The sequence below is a fragment of the Nocardia yamanashiensis NBRC 100130 genome, from assembly GCF_001613325.1.
In the GTDB taxonomy this organism is placed as follows: domain Bacteria; phylum Actinomycetota; class Actinomycetes; order Mycobacteriales; family Mycobacteriaceae; genus Nocardia; species Nocardia yamanashiensis.
Window position 1 is genome coordinate 1 of the sequence record NZ_BDCD01000028.1, and the last position, 15,462, is coordinate 15,462.

17 protein-coding genes and 1 pseudogene are annotated in these 15,462 nt (G+C 67.9%); 11 read left to right on the forward strand and 7 right to left on the reverse strand.

Annotation, left to right across the window (positions count from 1 at the left end):
• A pseudogene (locus tag NY1_RS43825) lies at positions 1 to 326 on the forward strand (hypothetical protein); the annotation flags it as partial.
• Here the strand turns inward: NY1_RS43825 and NY1_RS30795 are convergent.
• Positions 307 to 1,179: an ATP-binding protein gene (locus tag NY1_RS30795; protein WP_157762568.1), complete on the reverse strand. Its 873-nt coding sequence runs from the start codon at positions 1,177 to 1,179 to the stop codon at positions 307 to 309. The pseudogene NY1_RS43825 and the gene NY1_RS30795 sit on opposite strands and share 20 nt — an antisense overlap.
• Before the next feature lie 243 nt (positions 1,180 to 1,422).
• On the opposite strand from NY1_RS30795, the gene NY1_RS30800 reads away from it, so the two are divergent.
• On the forward strand, positions 1,423 to 2,307 hold the full coding sequence (locus tag NY1_RS30800; protein WP_067720660.1) for a phenylalanine 4-monooxygenase: 885 nt from the start codon (positions 1,423 to 1,425) through the stop codon (positions 2,305 to 2,307).
• Here the strand turns inward: NY1_RS30800 and NY1_RS30805 are convergent.
• Together NY1_RS30805 and NY1_RS30810 are read right to left on the reverse strand one after the other, a co-directional pair.
• The gene (locus NY1_RS30805) at positions 2,304 to 2,924 is read right to left on the reverse strand and encodes an acyl-CoA-like ligand-binding transcription factor (RefSeq protein ID WP_067720661.1); all 621 of its coding nucleotides are present in this window, start codon (positions 2,922 to 2,924) and stop codon (positions 2,304 to 2,306) included. The genes NY1_RS30800 and NY1_RS30805 overlap by 4 nt on opposite strands.
• Complete coding sequence (locus NY1_RS30810) at positions 2,914 to 4,425, reverse strand: MFS transporter (RefSeq protein ID WP_067720662.1); 1,512 nt, start codon at positions 4,423 to 4,425, stop codon at positions 2,914 to 2,916. Before NY1_RS30810 ends, NY1_RS30805 begins: the two co-directional genes overlap by 11 nt.
• Before the next feature lie 163 nt (positions 4,426 to 4,588).
• Between NY1_RS30810 and NY1_RS30815 the strand changes: the two genes are divergently transcribed.
• The 3 genes from NY1_RS30815 (at position 4,589) to NY1_RS30825 (ending at position 6,986) form a co-directional block, all read left to right on the forward strand.
• The gene (locus tag NY1_RS30815) at positions 4,589 to 5,257 is read left to right on the forward strand and encodes an ester cyclase (RefSeq protein ID WP_067720663.1); all 669 of its coding nucleotides are present in this window, start codon (positions 4,589 to 4,591) and stop codon (positions 5,255 to 5,257) included.
• A gap of 39 nt (positions 5,258 to 5,296) precedes the next feature.
• Complete coding sequence (locus NY1_RS30820; protein ID WP_067720664.1) at positions 5,297 to 6,598, forward strand: D-alanyl-D-alanine carboxypeptidase family protein; 1,302 nt, start codon at positions 5,297 to 5,299, stop codon at positions 6,596 to 6,598.
• 112 nt (positions 6,599 to 6,710) lie between these two features.
• Positions 6,711 to 6,986 (forward strand): hypothetical protein, encoded by a 276-nt coding sequence (locus NY1_RS30825; protein ID WP_067720665.1) that lies wholly within the window; start codon positions 6,711 to 6,713, stop codon positions 6,984 to 6,986.
• A 3-nt stretch (positions 6,987 to 6,989) separates the two neighbouring features.
• Here NY1_RS30825 and yhjD read toward each other — a convergent pair whose 3' ends face one another.
• The 3 genes from yhjD to NY1_RS30840 form a co-directional block, all read right to left on the reverse strand.
• On the reverse strand, positions 6,990 to 8,015 hold the full coding sequence (gene yhjD / locus NY1_RS30830; RefSeq protein WP_067720693.1) for an inner membrane protein YhjD: 1,026 nt from the start codon (positions 8,013 to 8,015) through the stop codon (positions 6,990 to 6,992).
• 40 nt (positions 8,016 to 8,055) lie between these two features.
• Positions 8,056 to 9,081, reverse strand: coding sequence for a tryptophan--tRNA ligase (trpS, locus tag NY1_RS30835; protein ID WP_067720666.1), 1,026 nt, complete (start codon positions 9,079 to 9,081; stop codon positions 8,056 to 8,058).
• A 154-nt stretch (positions 9,082 to 9,235) separates the two neighbouring features.
• The gene (locus tag NY1_RS30840; protein WP_067720667.1) at positions 9,236 to 10,192 is read right to left on the reverse strand and encodes an oxygenase MpaB family protein; all 957 of its coding nucleotides are present in this window, start codon (positions 10,190 to 10,192) and stop codon (positions 9,236 to 9,238) included.
• Between the two features lie 118 nt (positions 10,193 to 10,310).
• Here NY1_RS30840 and NY1_RS30845 point away from each other — a divergent pair, with 118 nt between their 5' ends.
• The 5 genes from NY1_RS30845 (at position 10,311) to NY1_RS30865 (ending at position 13,662) form a co-directional block, all read left to right on the forward strand.
• Positions 10,311 to 10,955, forward strand: coding sequence for a TetR/AcrR family transcriptional regulator (locus NY1_RS30845; RefSeq protein ID WP_067720668.1), 645 nt, complete (start codon positions 10,311 to 10,313; stop codon positions 10,953 to 10,955).
• 106 nt (positions 10,956 to 11,061) lie between these two features.
• Positions 11,062 to 11,580 (forward strand): guanyl-specific ribonuclease, encoded by a 519-nt coding sequence (locus NY1_RS30850; RefSeq protein WP_067720669.1) that lies wholly within the window; start codon positions 11,062 to 11,064, stop codon positions 11,578 to 11,580.
• Complete coding sequence (locus tag NY1_RS30855) at positions 11,580 to 12,077, forward strand: barstar family protein (RefSeq protein ID WP_067720670.1); 498 nt, start codon at positions 11,580 to 11,582, stop codon at positions 12,075 to 12,077. The genes NY1_RS30850 and NY1_RS30855 overlap by 1 nt, the downstream gene beginning before the upstream one ends.
• Before the next feature lie 67 nt (positions 12,078 to 12,144).
• Positions 12,145 to 13,296, forward strand: coding sequence for an outer membrane protein assembly factor BamB family protein (locus NY1_RS45200; RefSeq protein ID WP_157762570.1), 1,152 nt, complete (start codon positions 12,145 to 12,147; stop codon positions 13,294 to 13,296).
• A 129-nt stretch (positions 13,297 to 13,425) separates the two neighbouring features.
• Positions 13,426 to 13,662, forward strand: coding sequence for a hypothetical protein (locus tag NY1_RS30865; protein WP_067720672.1), 237 nt, complete (start codon positions 13,426 to 13,428; stop codon positions 13,660 to 13,662).
• 49 nt (positions 13,663 to 13,711) lie between these two features.
• Here NY1_RS30865 and NY1_RS30870 read toward each other — a convergent pair whose 3' ends face one another.
• Positions 13,712 to 14,518 (reverse strand): exodeoxyribonuclease III, encoded by an 807-nt coding sequence (locus NY1_RS30870; RefSeq protein WP_233434566.1) that lies wholly within the window; start codon positions 14,516 to 14,518, stop codon positions 13,712 to 13,714.
• 69 nt (positions 14,519 to 14,587) lie between these two features.
• Here NY1_RS30870 and ephH point away from each other — a divergent pair, with 69 nt between their 5' ends.
• Positions 14,588 to 15,442: an epoxide hydrolase EphH gene (ephH, locus tag NY1_RS30875; protein ID WP_067720674.1), complete on the forward strand. Its 855-nt coding sequence runs from the start codon at positions 14,588 to 14,590 to the stop codon at positions 15,440 to 15,442.
• Positions 15,443 to 15,462 lie beyond the last annotated feature (20 nt).

Genomic DNA, 15,462 nt, shown 5'->3' on the forward strand with positions numbered 1-15,462 from the left:
GCTCCATGCGCATCGTGGTGTGGAACAGCGGAGCCGAGAACCTCTGGGGCATGCGCTCGGACGAGGCGGAGGGCGAGCATCTGCTGAATCTGGATATCGGATTGCCGGTGGCCGAACTGCGCCCGGTGGTGCGGCCCGCGCTCAGCGATCCGAACTATCACTGCGAGATCAAGCTGGACGGGGTGAACCGGCGCGGGCGCGGCGTGACGGTGCGCGTGGTGTGCACCTCGCTGCGCGATCGGTCCGGCGCCGCCACCGGGGCGATCCTGGTCATGGAACCGTTCGGCAACGGCGATGCGGAAACCGCTACGGCGGCAGGGAATTGAGACCGTGCAGGTACCGGCGGCGCGGGCCGGCGGCCAGCACCGCCCACACCACCTTGCCGGTCGGCCAGCGCGGCGTGCAGCCCCAGGCGCCGGCCAGCCGGGCCACCACGTGCAGCCCGTAGCACCGTGACGAGCCGGGCGCGGGCTCGCGCAGCACGGCTTCGCGCGGGTCGGCGTCAGCCACCGCGATGGTGAACAGCCCGGAGCGATATTCCAGCCGCACCTGTATATCGGCGGCGACCCGGCTGTGCAGGAAAGAGTTCTCGACCAGTTCGGTGACCACCAGCAGCGCGTCGGCGCGCACCTCGGCGAGCTCCCAATGCGCGCAGGTCTCCTCGACGAAACGGCGCGCGAGCTGGGCGCTTTCGGCGGTCGGCGGCAGTTCGATACCGGTGCGCCGGCGCACCGGCGGATGACCGACCGCCGCGAGAGCCTCGGGTAGCGAACCGTAGACCGGCACGAACCGGTGCAGGGCGGTGCGGCGCAACCTGGCGCACCGATCGGGGTCGTTGACGACCAGCACGATGGGCACACCCGGCCAGTCCCCGACTCGCATCCAGGCGCTGGAGAAGGCGGTGAGCAGCGGCTCGGCGCGAATGACCAGCAGATCCAGTACGACGATCACCGCACGCGGCTCGTCAACGGTGAATTTCACCAGGTCATCGGTGAAAATTCGATACACGGCCGAGTTCAGTTCACCGCGTGGCGTGACGACCGCGCAGCCCTGTGACTCCAATCGATCCCACCGGATCTCCGGCCCACCCAGCACTTGCCCCACCACATCACTCTCGCGTACCGCTTCGCGACTGCCCGCGAACGCCGTTGCCGCGCGGGCGATTCCGGTAAAACTCACCGTCGAGTGCACCGAACGGATCACTCCGGGTGCATGCGGCTCACAGTAAGGAGATACCCACCCGATCGGCCCGCAACCGGAAATCGCCCGATAACGCCGGTCTCGGCCGCTCGTACACGCAGTGCACAGTCGGCACTCGGAGTATCGCCGTCGCCAGCGCGCACCGAGCCGCCCAGCTAGACAAATTGCCCAGCTGCACGAGGGTTTGTTGTCGCGATCACACTACGGTGCTTGCATCGAGGTATGTTCACCGAAGCTCAGCTGTACTCTCCGGTCACCACGGGGGCCGACGGCGATGTCACCGTGCATCTGAGCGACGAGCATCCCGGTGTGCACGACGCCGACTATCGCGCCCGCCGCAATGCGATTGCCGCTCTCGCCCTGGGCTATCGAACCGGCGAACCGGTACCGCGGATCGAATACACCGCCGAGGAACAGGAAGTGTGGCGGATCGTGTCCGCCGAATTGGCGCGCAAACGCGCGAAATACGCGTGCGCCGAGGTGATCGAGGCGGCGAACCGGCTGGGGCTGCCCGCCGATCGCATTCCGCAATTGGACGAGGTGTCGGCGAAACTGGTGCCGCTCACCGGCTTCCGCTACGTACCCGCCGCCGGCCTGGTGCCGTTGCGGGAGTTCTTCGGCTCCTTCGCCGACCGGGTGTTCCATTCCACCCAGTACATTCGCCATCATTCCGCACCGCTGTACACGCCCGAACCGGATGCGGTGCACGAAATCCTCGGCCACGCCAATCAATTGGCGAGCCCGCGGTTCGCGGCGCTGTACGAGACCGTGGGCGCGGCGGTCGCCCGCATCACCACCGACACCGCGCTCAAGTTCCTGGCCGACGTGTTCTGGTTCTCGATGGAATTCGGCGTGCTGCGCGAACACGGTGAAATCCGTTGCTATGGTGCGGGTCTGCTGTCCTCGTACGGCGAGATCGAGGAATTCCGGGAGGCCGAACTGCGCCCGCTGAACATTCGCGAGATGGGCACCCGGGTCTACGACATCACGCACTATCAGCCGGTGCTGTACTGCGCGGAATCCATCGGCGAGATCGAGGACGTGGTGGGGGCGTTCTTCGAATCCATGACCGACGACACGGTGGCGGAGCTGACCGCGCCCGCCTAGAGCGGCATGCCGGCGGCCAGGAAGTCGATCACGCGCAGGATCTGGTCGCGGTCGAAGGTGAGCGTCTGCGCGGTCAGCGCGCCCAGCATCGCCCCCGTCATGGCCCCGGCCATGGCCCGGATCTCGAAATCGTCCGGGCTGCGGCCCAGGCGCTCCGCCGCGATGCCCGACATGAGCTCGATATTGCGCTCCAGTTCCCGGGCCATGGCGCCGCGCAGTTCCGGCACCGCGTAGACCAGCGCCATCCGCTCCCGCTCGAATTCCAGTTCCGCGGTGGTGATCTCGTCGAACGCATCCACGATCGCGGCCCGCACGGCGGCGATGAGCGGCAGTTCCCGGGGCTGCGTGGCGATGGCCCGGACCATCAGCGGATCCAGGTCGTCGGCCAGCACCACCTGCTCCTTGGACGGGAAGTACCGGAAGAAGGTGCTGGGCGAGACCTCCGCGGCCTCGGCGATCTGCTCGACGGTGGTCTCGCCGTAACCCTGCTCCCGGAAAAGCCGGAACGCCTCGGTGCGAATGGTGCGCCGGGTGCGTTCCTTCTTCCGTTCCCGCAGGGTCGGCTTGTGCCGCCCCGCGGGTTCCACGGTGATCTGGGGATTGGACTCAGCCGGCATGCACTGATTCTGCAACATCGGTCTCGGACTCCGGTGCGACCGGCTGGCGGGTGAGCAGGGCGGCCAGCACGGTGGCGGCGAGGCAGATGGCCGCGCAGACCCAGAGCATGGCGCTCATACCGTCGAGGAACGCGCTCTGCACGTGGTGCAGCACGGCGGGATCGCCGAGCTTACGAGCCACTCCGACACCGGCATTGACGCCGTCGGTGATCGGATCGTGGTTCAGCTCGCCCAGGCTCGAGCGGTACCGCGTGGACAGCACGGTGCCCAGCACCGCGACACCGATGGTGCCCGCGGCCTGCCGGAGCGCCTGCAGCAGCGCCGATCCCGAGCCCGCGCGGTCGGCGGCCAGTTCGCCCATGGCCAGGCCCATGGCGGCGGGCATGACGAATCCCATGCCGAATCCGAGCAGGGCGATGGCGAGCGCGGCGAACCAGTACGCGCTGTCCACGGTGATCAGCGCGCCCAGCCCCAGCCCGACGGCCAGCAGCGCGAAGCCGGTGGTGAGCACGACCCGCAGCCCGGCCTTGGGCAGCACCTTGTCGACCACCCGGGAGCCGATGGCCAGGCCGCCGATGAGCGGCAGCAGGCGCAATCCGCTGCCCAGGGCGTCCGCGCCCAGCACCGCCTGGAAGTACTGCGGCATGGTGAAGAACAACCCGAACATCGCGAAGTTGACGATCACCGAATAGACGGTCCCCCAACGGAATCCGGGTGCGGCGAAGAGACCGACGTCGATCAGCGGATTGGCCGAGCGGCGCTGCCAGAGCAGGAATCCGCCGAGCACCAGCACCCCGGCCGCCACCGCCGCCCAGCCCGCGCCATCGCCCCAGCCCTGCTCGCCCAGCCGGATGAAACCGTAAGTGAGCCCGAGCATTCCGGCCGCGGACAGCACCACACCCGGCAGGTCGATGCGGAAGTCGTTGTCGCTGCGGGATTCCGGCACCAGCAGCGCCACCGCGGTCGCGCCGATCACCACCATGGGCACATTGAGCAGGAACACCGACCCCCACCAGAAGTGCTGCAGCAGCCATCCGCCCACGATCGGCCCCAGCGGCAGCCCGATGGCGGTGGAAGTGATCCAGATGGTCAGCGCGCGCTGCCGCTGTGCCGGTTCCGGGAACAGCCCGGGCAGCACCGCCATCGACAGCGGGAGCATGGCCGCGGCCGCCACGCCGAGCACCACCCGGGCGGCGATGAGCTGTCCCGAGGAGGCGGCGAAGGCGCAGGCGAGCGAGGCCGCACCGAACACCAGCAGCGCCCCGAGCAGGAACCTCTTGCGCCCGTAGCGGTCGCCGAGCGCGCCCGCGGGCAGCATGACGGCGGCCAGGGCCAGGGTGTACGCGCTGCTGAACCACTGCAGCGCGGCGGTATCGGCGTGCAGGTCGACGGCGAGGGTGGGCAGGGCGACGGTGAGCACGGTGACGTCGAGGCCGATGGTCAGCATGGCCACGGCCAGCGCACCGAGGGCCAGCCAGCGGCGCACTCCGGGATCATTCATGACAGTTCCAATCAAGTGATGGTAACTAGATAATGAGAGAGTCTCTCATTTGCTACACACTGTCAATTCTTGACGCGACATGAACCTTGCAGCCTGCTAACGTGCACCGGTCTGTTTTTGAATTACGGGACCCCGCAACGGGTCTGGGAACACGAGGCTCCAAATGACCGCTGAAGCAACCGAATCCGCCGCCACCCCCCTGCACCTGCAAGGACGCGACGCCGTCATCGCCGCCGCCGCCCCCGAGGACTGGCGGGAGGGCGCGCCCGATTACCACTTGAGCGCGCAGGTGATTCCGGTCGAGCGCAGCACCCAGCACGCACCCGATTCGCTCGAGCACATCGTCGAAGAACTCGTGAAGGTCTTCGAGATGGAGGTCTCGCACAAGAAGGACCCCGCCAAGTGGGTCTCCCTGGTGGCCGAGCACTACCGGGGCCGGGTCAACGGCGGACCGTGGCAGGACGCCGAGGAATTCGCCCGCATCGGCTCCTACAACATCCTGATCGGCGAGAACCCCTTCTACGACGTGGCGGGCGAGACCTTCGAGTCCTCGCACGACATCTTCCACACGGCCTTCCCCGGCGGCTTCTTCTGGGAGGTGCTGGAAGTGCTGGCCGGCCCGCCGACCGTCACGTTCAAATGGCGGCACTGGGGTCGCTACACCGGCGAGTACAAGGGTCACCAGCCCACCGGCGAAATGATCGAGATGACCGGCATCACCATCGCCAAGGTCTCCGACGACCTGCGCATTCTGGAACTGGAGCACTTCTACGACAACAACAAGCTGCTCGGCCCGCTGGCCCACGGCTGCCCGGTGCAGCACCAGAGCTGATCACACTCGCGAGGCGGCCCGCATTTAAGCTCATGATCGATGAGCATCCGCAGGAGTAACCGCGCCTCGCTTCGCATCGCCGCCGTGGTGGCGGTGGGCCTGTCCGCCCTCGCCGGCGGGTCGATCGCATCGCTACCCGGTGCGGCGCACGGCCAACCGTCCACCACGACAACGCCTTTCACCACGCCGAACACCGACGGCTGCCCGCAGAAGACCGCGCCGCCGCCGCCCATCGACGCCTCCGAGGTGCCCGCGCCCGGGCAGACCGCGCCCGCCGCGCTGCCGGTGCCGGGCACGCCGATCGGCGGCAAGGAACTGGGCGGCTGCGGACTGGTGCTGCCCAAGGGCGCGCCCGCGGTACCGGAGGGCATCTCGGCCACCGCGTGGATGGTGTCGGACCTGGACACCGGCAAGGTGCTCGCGGCCAAGGATCCGCACGGGCGCTACCGGCCCGCCTCCACCATCAAGGTGCTGCTCGCGGATGTGGCGCTGCGGGTGCTGGATCTGAACAAGACGGTGACCGGGACCCAGGAGGACGCGGACGCCGACGGCACCCGGGTCGGCATCGGGCCGGGCGGCAAGTACACCAACCGGCAGCTGTTCCAGGCGCTGATCATGGCGTCCGGCAACGACGCCGCCCATGCCATCGCGGCCCAGCTGGGCGGGGACGAGGCCGCGGTGGCCAAGATGAACGAGCGGGCGAAAGCCTTGCAGGCGTTGGACACTCGCGCCGCCACGCCGTCCGGCCTGGACGGGCCGGGTATGAGCACCTCGGCCTACGATCTGTCCACGATCTTCCGCGACGCCATGACGCTGCCGCTGTTCGCCGAGCTGATCCACACCGAGGAAGTGCAGTTCCCGGGGTATCCGGCCGATCCGAAGAACCCCGAGGACAAGGATCATCCGGGTTATCCCATCGCCAATGACAATCACCTGCTGTTCGAGTACGACGGGGCGATCGGCGGCAAGACCGGGTTCACCGACGACGCCCGGCAGACGTTCGTGGCGGCCGCGCAGCGCAACGGGCACCGGCTGGTGGTCACGCTGCTGAAGGCCGATGTGCGGCCCTTCCGGCCGTACGAGCAGGCGGCGAAGCTGCTCGATTACGGCTTCGCGCTGCCGTCCGGGAGCAGCGTGGGCACGCTGACCGCCGCCGGGACCAAATCCAGCGCCGCGCCGGAAACCGATGTGGCGCTTGCCAGTCCGCCGCAGTCGACCGGCGGTGAGGCCAGCGGGCCGAGTTCGAGCCACGGCGATCTGCGGGTGACGCTGATGGTCGGCGGCGTGATTTTAGTGGTCGTTTTACTGGCCGGCGCGCGGCGGCTGAATCGGCGCCGCTGAGGTTGTAATACCGTCCGGCACGGTTCATTGGTTTGCCGTTGGTAGGTCATTGGTGGCCGCCCGCACAGTGGTGACAAGCCCGAACAGGCCCGTCACCCACAGGAGCAGAGCAATGAAATCCACCACCCAGACCCGCCGACTGGTTACGTTGGCGGCCACCGCGATCGCCTTCGGCGCCATCGGAGTGTCCGCGTCGGTGGGCACCGCCTCCGCCGGCCTGGCGTCCGCGCCCATGCCGCGCACGGCCAGCTGGAATATCGACAATGTGTCCGGTGGCTTCACCGCGCCGGTCCAGGCCACCGAGCCCGACAATGCCACGCCCAGTCCGGTCGCCGCCGGTGCGGACGGGGTCGGCGCGACCTCGACCCCGAGCATGACCGGCCGCTGAGCCTCAGCGGCGACGTCGTGCCGAAACCAGCGCTCCCGCAATCGCTCCCGCACCGAACAAGGCCGCACCCGCGCCGGCCGTGAGCCCCGGCCCCGCCACCCGGGGTTCGATCACGGCCGGGGCGGGCGGCGGAATGTCCGCGGGCACTTCGTTTTCCGAGGACGTGGCCGCCCAGGCGGTGGCGAACAGAATGATGCGGGCGGTGATGTAGCTGAACACCATGAGGCCGATGATCGGCCCGAAGACCGCGCCCGCCGGGCCGGTGACCACCGATTTCAAGATGATCGAGGCCAGCTGCTTGAACGCCTCGAAGGCGACGGCCGCCATCAGCGCCGCCCGCGCGGCACTGCGGAAGGTGACCGGATGGCGCGGCATGCGGGCGATGATCCACACCAGCACCGCCCAGTTGGCGCCGATGGCCAGCAGCAGCGACAGCAGCGTGAGCAGCAGTGTGATCCAACCGGATTCGGCGATGCCGAACTTCTGCAGCAGGGTGTGGATGAGGCCGCTCGAAGCGAGCACCGACAGGCCGAGCGAGACGCCGATGGCGAAGAACAAGCCCACCAGCGCCAGCAGATCCGACAGCTTGCTGACCACGAAATTGCGTTCCTTGGGCGGCTGATCCCACTGCTCGGTGAGCGCGGCGCGCAGGTTGGCGATCCAGCCCAGCCCCGCGTACGCGCCGGTGAGCAGGCCGATCACCCCCACCCCGGTGCGCGATTCCACCGCCTGGTTGATCAGATCGTTGACCGAATCGCCCGCCGCGCCCGGAATGTTCTCGACAATCTTGTTCTGAATGTCGGTGAGCCACTCCGGGTTTCGCGAGAGCACGAAGCCCGCCGCCGCGAAACCCACCATCAGCAGCGGGAACAGCGACAGCACCGTGAAGTAGGTGATGCCCGCGGCGTAGTAGTCACCACGCTGCCGCTGATAGCGGCCCGCCGCGCGCACCATGTGATCGAGCCACGGCCGGCGCTGGATCTGATGCTCGATCCACGCCTTGACCGACCCGACGACCTTGCCGAACAACCCGCCCACCTTCCGCACTTCGGCGCGGTGGGCGACCGGATCAGCGGGCCAGGAACCCGACCCGGTCGTACACCTGCGCTAGCGTCTTCCCGGCAACCTCCCGTGCCCGCTCCGCGCCGGCGGCGATGATGCGGTCGAGTTCGCCCTGGTCGGACATGTATTCTTCCACCTTCGCGCGCAGCGGAGTGACGAACTCCACCAGAGCGTCGGCGGTATCCGACTTCAGGTCACCGTAGCCTTTACCGGCGTAATCCTGTTCGAGCGTGACGATCGGGGTGTCGGTGAGCGAGCTGAGGATCACCAGCAGGTTGCTCACGCCCGGCTTGGTCTCCGGGTCGTACTTGATCTCGCGCTCGGTGTCGGTCACCGCGGAGCGGATCTTCTTGGCCGAGACCTTGGGGTCGTCGAGCAGGTTGAGCAGGCCGGCATCGGTATTGGCCGACTTGCTCATCTTCGAGGTGGGATCCTGCAGGTCGTAGATCTTGGCGGTGCCGGTGGTCATGTACGGCTCGGGCACCACGAAGGTCTTCTTGAAGCGAGTGTTGAAGCGCTGCGCCAGGTTTCGGGTCAGTTCCAGGTGCTGGCGCTGATCCTCGCCGACCGGAACCAGGTTGGCGCGGTAGAGCAGGATGTCGGCGGCCATCAGCACCGGGTAGGTGAACAGGCCCACGGTCGCGTTGTCCGCGCCCTGCTTGACCGACTTGTCCTTGAACTGGGTCATCCGGCTGGCCTCGCCGAAGCCCGTGATGCAGTTCAGCACCCAGGCCAGTTCGGCGTGCTCGGGCACCTGCGACTGCACGAACAGCGTCGACTTCTTGGGATCCACGCCGAGCGCGAACAGCTGCGCCGCCGAGATCTTGGTCCGCTTGCGCAGTTCCTTCGGGTCCTGCGCCACCGTGATGGCGTGCAGGTCCGGAATGAAGTAGAAGGCGTCGTAATCGTCCTGCAGGCGCACCCAGTTCTGCAGTGCGCCAAGGTAATTGCCGAGGTGGAACGAATCACTCGTCGGCTGGATCCCCGACAGGACCCGCTGCTTGCGTTCGGCGGCTGGTACAGGACTCGACATGCCCCGATCTTCGCACACTGGGTTTCATAGCCCTCCGCTGCGCTCCGGGCGGGTCCGCGGCCCTCATGTCTCGTTCTTCCCTCCCTCCGCTCCCCCGCTTCGCTCCTCCGCTCCACTCAGTCCAGAACGAGACGGCCGCGAACCTTGAACGTGATCAGACCGCGCGCGGCGGGGCATCACTGTGCAGGCGAGCCGTCAATGTGCGCGGGTCCACGCCCGGCATGCTCGGCTTGCCGGAGCCGACGAGCCGCTGTTCGCGGCGGGTGGCGAGCTTGTAGAGCGGGTAGCTGGGGCCGGTCATCGGGGCGTGCAGCGGGTTGCCGACCAGGGGCGGGGACAGGTGGGCGGTGCGGACGGCGCGGGCCAGGGCGCGGAAGGCGACCTCCTCCTTGATGCCCCAGGTCAGGTGGTACATCTCGCGGACGCGTTTGGGGAGGCTGCCCTGGACCAGCAGGGCGAAGCCGGACATGGCCTGCTGGACGGGGGCGGGCAGGGGGTGGGCGACCTGCTGGCCCATGAGGTAGCCACCGACCAGTCGGGCTTCTTCGGTGAGGAACGGTTCGTCCGAGGCCAGGTAGCCGTCGAAGTACTCGCGGAATTCGCGATAGGTGGGCGGGGCGGCCTCGCGGGGCATGCCGAACAGCTCACCCCATCGGATGTAGTCCTGGTACAGCCCTTCGCGTTCCGTGCCGGTCAGTTTGCGCACCAGCAGGTCGTGCATGACCTCGGCGGAATCGAAGGTGAAGGCCATGGTCATGAACATCAGCTGCGGGTCGTGCGCCGAATAGTCCGTGCCCGCCGGATTCCGCTCGCCCGCGTCCTCGGGCAGCTTCCCCCGCACCGGCGCATGCCGCTTGCGCGTGAACGCCCGCGCGCGATCGGCCTCCTCGCGCGTCCCCAGCGATACCGCCTCGAACATCCGCCCGGTCAGCGCGAGCCGGGTGTACGGCGTGGTCCGGTGCTGCGTGTTCTCGGCCGTCCCCACGTACAGCAGCGGATGCACCGCCCCGATGACCAGCGCCCGCTGCCCGTAGGTGAGCCCCACGGCCCGCCGGCGCATGACGCGCCTGATCATCGAATCCTCGCCGAAATAGCCGGCCTGTGCAGGCATCGTTGCCTCCCGAGAACACCGTGTGATGCAACCCACCACATCTGAAAGACAGAGTCCCCCACGCTCCCCAATCTGGCAACCCCTACTACCAGAATCGCTGCCGTGCCAGAATCGATCCGTGACCGGCCAACGGACCTACGGCGGCATCTCCGCCGAAGAACGCCGCACCCAACGCCGCGCGGCCCTGCTCGACGCCGCCCTCGACATCCTCGGCACCCAGCCCCTCGAGAAGCTCACCGTCGCCGCCCTCTGCTCCGGTGCGGGCCTCAACGAGCGCTACTACTACGAGAACTTCGACAGCCGCGAAGCCGTCCTGTCCACCCTCTTCGACGCCATCGCCGAAGAACTCGCCGCCGCCCTGATCGTCGCCGTCCAATCCGCCCCCGCCGACACCCGCGGCAAAGCCCACGCCGCCATCACCGCCGGCATCCACGTCCTCACCGACGACCCCCGCAAAGCCCGGGTAGCCCTCCTGGTCTCCTCCGCCACCCCCGAACTACGCACCCGCACCGCCCACACCATCCGCGCCTTCGCCAATCTCGTTGCCGCCGAAGGCATCGACTTCTACGGCCTCACCGACACCACCCCCTCCCCCACCATCACCTTCCGCGCCACCTACCTCGTCGGCGGCCTCGTCCAAACCCTCACCACCTGGCTCCAGGGGGACCTCCCCATGACCCGCGACGAGCTGATCGCCCACACCACAGACATTTTCGTGCTGCTGGGGGAGGATTCGGCGCGGGGGTTGCAGGCGCCGGATTAGCCTCACGCGCCGGTAGGTCCATGCCCGGGCCACGGCGCGCGGGTGACGTAGATTCGTCAGTCATGACAGAGAACCGCGACTACGCGCCCGGCACGGTGCGGTACCGGTGAAGATCTCCCCGAAGCTGCGCGCATGGTTGTTGCTGGGCGTCGCGGTGGCCATGCTGCTGGTCGCCGTCATGGTTTCGCGGGGCGGTGATCACAAGGACTCCGATGCCAAGAGCGGGCCGGTGGCCGCCTCCACCACCACCGCGCCGAAACCCGGTGGCACCAGGCCCGATTCGACTACGACGGTCAAACCGGGCGGCAATGCCGTCGACACCAGTACCCTCGCCCGCGCGCCCGGCGTACCCGATCGCGCCTACCAGACGCTGATCGAGATCGACGCGGGCCGCTGGCCGGATTCCGCCAACGCGCCCGGCACGCAGGGCGGCGAGACCTGGATGAATCGCGATCGCACCTTGCCCACGCAGGACGCGTCCGGCAAGAAGATCACCTATCAGGAATGGGACGTCAACCCGAAGCGCCGCGGCCAGACACGCGATGCCGAACGCATTGTCACCGGCAGCGACGGCACCGCCTGGTACACCGGCGACCACTACAAGACCTTCACGAGGATGCGCTGATGCCGAAGCCCATGCCGCTGTCGCAGTTCCTCTCCGCCCCGGCCGTTTCCACCGCGGCCGCCGCATCCGCGCCGACCCTGGGCGTGCTGCCCGTCGGCGCGGCCGAATTCTCCGGGGTGCGCAGCCGCATCCCCGCCGACTACCAAGCCCGCGAAGTCCGCGGCCGGCGCATGCGCACGGTCGCGGGGGTATTCGACGAGTTCGCCGCCGCTTTCCAATTCCCCTACTACTTCGGCGAGAACAAGGACGCCTTCGACGAATGTCTGCGCGATCTCGATGAATTCATCGGTTCCGCGGCGGGATACGTGGTCGTCGTACGCAATGCCGCACTGCTGCTGGACGAGCAGCCCGAGGACCGCGACTGGTTCGCGGAAGCCATGACGGATGCGGCGGCCGCCTGGGCCAAGCGGGACATCGCCTTCCGGGTGGTCTTGCAGGATGCCGTCCCGCCCGGTCTCGAGGCGGTCCCGCTGACCCTCGACGCCCCGTCCGCCTGACCCGCCAAGATCAGGAAATTCACCGAAATCGGACTGCATTCACGCGCGGTCCTCATATAGTCAGGCCGTGCTAGAACCTGTTGCAGTTTCGCTGCTCAGCCGTCGAAAACTCCTGATGAACAGCGCTTTTCTGCTGGCGGGCGGGCTCTCCGCGACCTCCTGTGGTCCCGCTCCGGCGCTCGGCGAGACAGCTGCTTCCGGCACCATCGTCTGGCGCTACGGCCTGGAGAACGAACAACTCCGGGCCCTGCGCTACAGCAACGGAGTCGTACTCGCCGACACCGGTACGGGCATCACCGGCATAGACGCGAAGACCGGCAAGAAGCTCTGGCAGGCGACGATCGCCGGGCCGGGAATCGACCGCCACGCGTTCATCACCGAAGGCACCCTCTACCTGTGCGGCGCCGAACCCGACGGTGAGCGCGCCATCGCCCTGGATGCGGTTTCCGGCCAACGCAAATGGACCTTCGACGCCCCCGCCGACACCGCACTCATCGGCATCCACGGCCTACGCGACGGCATCGCCTACCTCTTCACCCTGAACCGCGCCACCGCCCACCACGAAATCCTGGCCGTCGACACCACCACCCGCGCCATTCGCTGGACCGCGCCCTGCCCCACCGACAACACCGCCCTCCACATCCCCGCCACCGGTGCACTGATCTACAGCTCCCGCGAAAACGGCGGCGACCTCATCGCCTTCGACACCGAAAACAACGGCGCCACAGTCTGGTCCAAACAAGACGACCCCACCGCCGCCGCGACCACCATCGCCACCGGCCTGGTCGCCGGCGTCATCCTCGCCACCGACGGCTCCCGCATCGTCTCCGCCCTGGACCCGAAAACCGGTGCGCAACTCTGGAAAACCCCCGAACTGGCCACCCCCGCCGACACCTTCTTCGCCGACGCCGACACCTACTACCGCTGCGACGGCGCCAAACTCCAGGCCCTCCGCCCCGGCCCCGAAGCCGCCGTCCTATGGACCCTCACCGTCTCCGACAAAGCCGAAGCCCACCTCGCCACCGCCTACCTCACCTCCGGAACCTGCTACTTCCTGGCCGCGAACACCCTGCGCGCCATAGACGCCCGCACCGGCAACCCCCGCTGGTCCCGCACCATCGACATCCCCACCACTCCTTTCACGGTAGGCGAAACCCACTGCTACCTCGGATCCCCCTCCGACCCAGCAACTTCCGGCCTCATCGCCATCGCCCGCTGACCATCGGTCCCCACTTCGGTTGGCCCGCAGCACCATCCATCGACATTGCGGCATCGGCAAGCGGTCCCATAGGTTGTCGATGCCTGTCACTCGTGTGAGTGGCGGGACTCGATTCGGAGGTAATTTTCGATGTTCGTCAAATTCCTGGCAGCCGCGGTGATCGCCACCGGCGCAACGGCAGCCCTTACCGCGACCGCCGGCGCCGACGCGCTGACCGACGGCCCCTACGCCAACTTCGGCGACTGTGCCGCCGCGGCGCAGCAGGCGGGTTACTCCGACTCCGGCTGCCATCTCGGCCTGGGCCCGCAGGCCGGCAACTGGTACTTCTACAAGACCGGGGGCACCGGAAGCAGCAGCGGCAGCTGATCACGGCGAGGATGCTGCGGACGCAGCCCGCAGCATCCTCGAAACCGATTCACCGGTACTGGACCGTCACGGGGGCGTGGTCCGACCAGCGCTCGGCGTAGGTGGCGGCGCGCTCCACCACGGCTTGTTTGGCGCGGGTGGCGATTTCACCGCGGGCGAGCTGGTAGTCGATGCGCCAGCCGGCGTCGTTGTCGAAGGCGCGGCCGCGGTAGGAGTGCCAGGAGTAGGGGCCGGGGACGCCCGGGTGGAGTTCGCGGACCACGTCCACGTAGCCGGCCGCGAGCATCGAGGAGACCCAGGCGCGTTCGCCGGGGAGGAAACCGGCGTTCTTGAGATTGCCTTTCCAGTTCTTGATGTCGAGTTCGGTGTGGCCGATGTTCCAGTCGCCGCTGATGACGAAATCGCGGGTGATGGCGGTCATGCGGGCGCCGACGGCGTCGAGGAAGCGGTATTTCTCGTCCTGCATGGGGGTGTCGGCTTCGCCGGTGTGGACGTAGACGCTGGCCACGGTGAGATCGCCGAAGTCGGCTTCGATATAGCGGCCGGTTTCGGCGAATTCCGCTACCGGGGTCCAGGTTCCGTCGACGTCCGTGCCGACGCCGACGCGGACGGCCTCGGGTTCGCGGCGGGAGAGGATGGCGACGCCGGCGCGGCCCTTCACGCCGGGTTCGGCATGGCTGAGAATCCAGCCGGCATCCAGGGCGGGAGCCAGCGCGCTACGCGTTTGCTCGTCGGTCGCGCGGGTCTCCTGGAGGCAGATGAAATCGGCTTCGGTGGCCGCTAGCCAGGGGAGCAGTCCTTTGCCTGCCGCCGCACGGACCCCGTTCACGTTGACTGTACTGAGGATGTTGGCCACCCTACGACCGTACAATGCGGTCATCCACACTTCTCCGCGGACATCGAGGTCCAGGAAGGGGTGACGACGATGACGTCAGGCACCGCTCAGCCCACACCCCCGCTCGCGCCCATGAAGGCGATTCACATCGGGTCCGGAGACCCGCTGCTCCTGTTGCACGGGTTCATGATGTCGCCGCACTGCTGGGAGCAGGTGGCGCAACGCATGGCCGGGCATTGCGAGGTGTTCGCTCCGGCATTCACGGGGCATTGGGGCGGACCAGATTTCGAGGGCTGGTATCTCGATGTCAGTACCCTTGCCGACCGGGTCGAGGACCAGTTGGACGAATTGGGCTGGCGGACCTGCCATATCGCCGGCAATTCGCTCGGCGGCTGGGTGGGGTTCGAACTGGCCCGGCGCGGGCGGGCCCGCACGCTCACCGCTATCGCCCCGGCGGGCGGCTGGCAATCGCCGTCCGTCACCCAGTTCCGGATCGGGGCCAAGTTCCTGTCGCTGGTGCCGTTCGTGGAGATCGGCAAGCATCTGCCGCACGCCATCGCGTTCAGCGCGCCGGTGCGGCAGGCGGTGGCGATGATCTTGAGCAAGAACACCGGCAATGCGCCCCGGCGCGCGATCGAAGCGGCCATCACCTCGGCCATGAACTGCAAGGCCATGCTGCCGATGATCGCCGGTTCGGTGCGGTATCCGGCGCTGGAGGACCTGTCCACGCTGAAAACGCCGGTGCGGCTGCTCATGTGCGAGAAGGACCGGGTGATCCCGAATCGGGTGTACGCGCGGCGGTTCCTGGAGGAGCTGCCGGAGTGGGCGGACCGCATCCTGGTGCACGATGTGGGGCATGTGCCGATGCTGGAAGCACCGGACCGGATCGCGACGCTGATCGCGGAGCACGTGTACGCGAGCCGTACTCGGCTGCGGGCGGTCTGACCTTCGCGATATTCGGCATC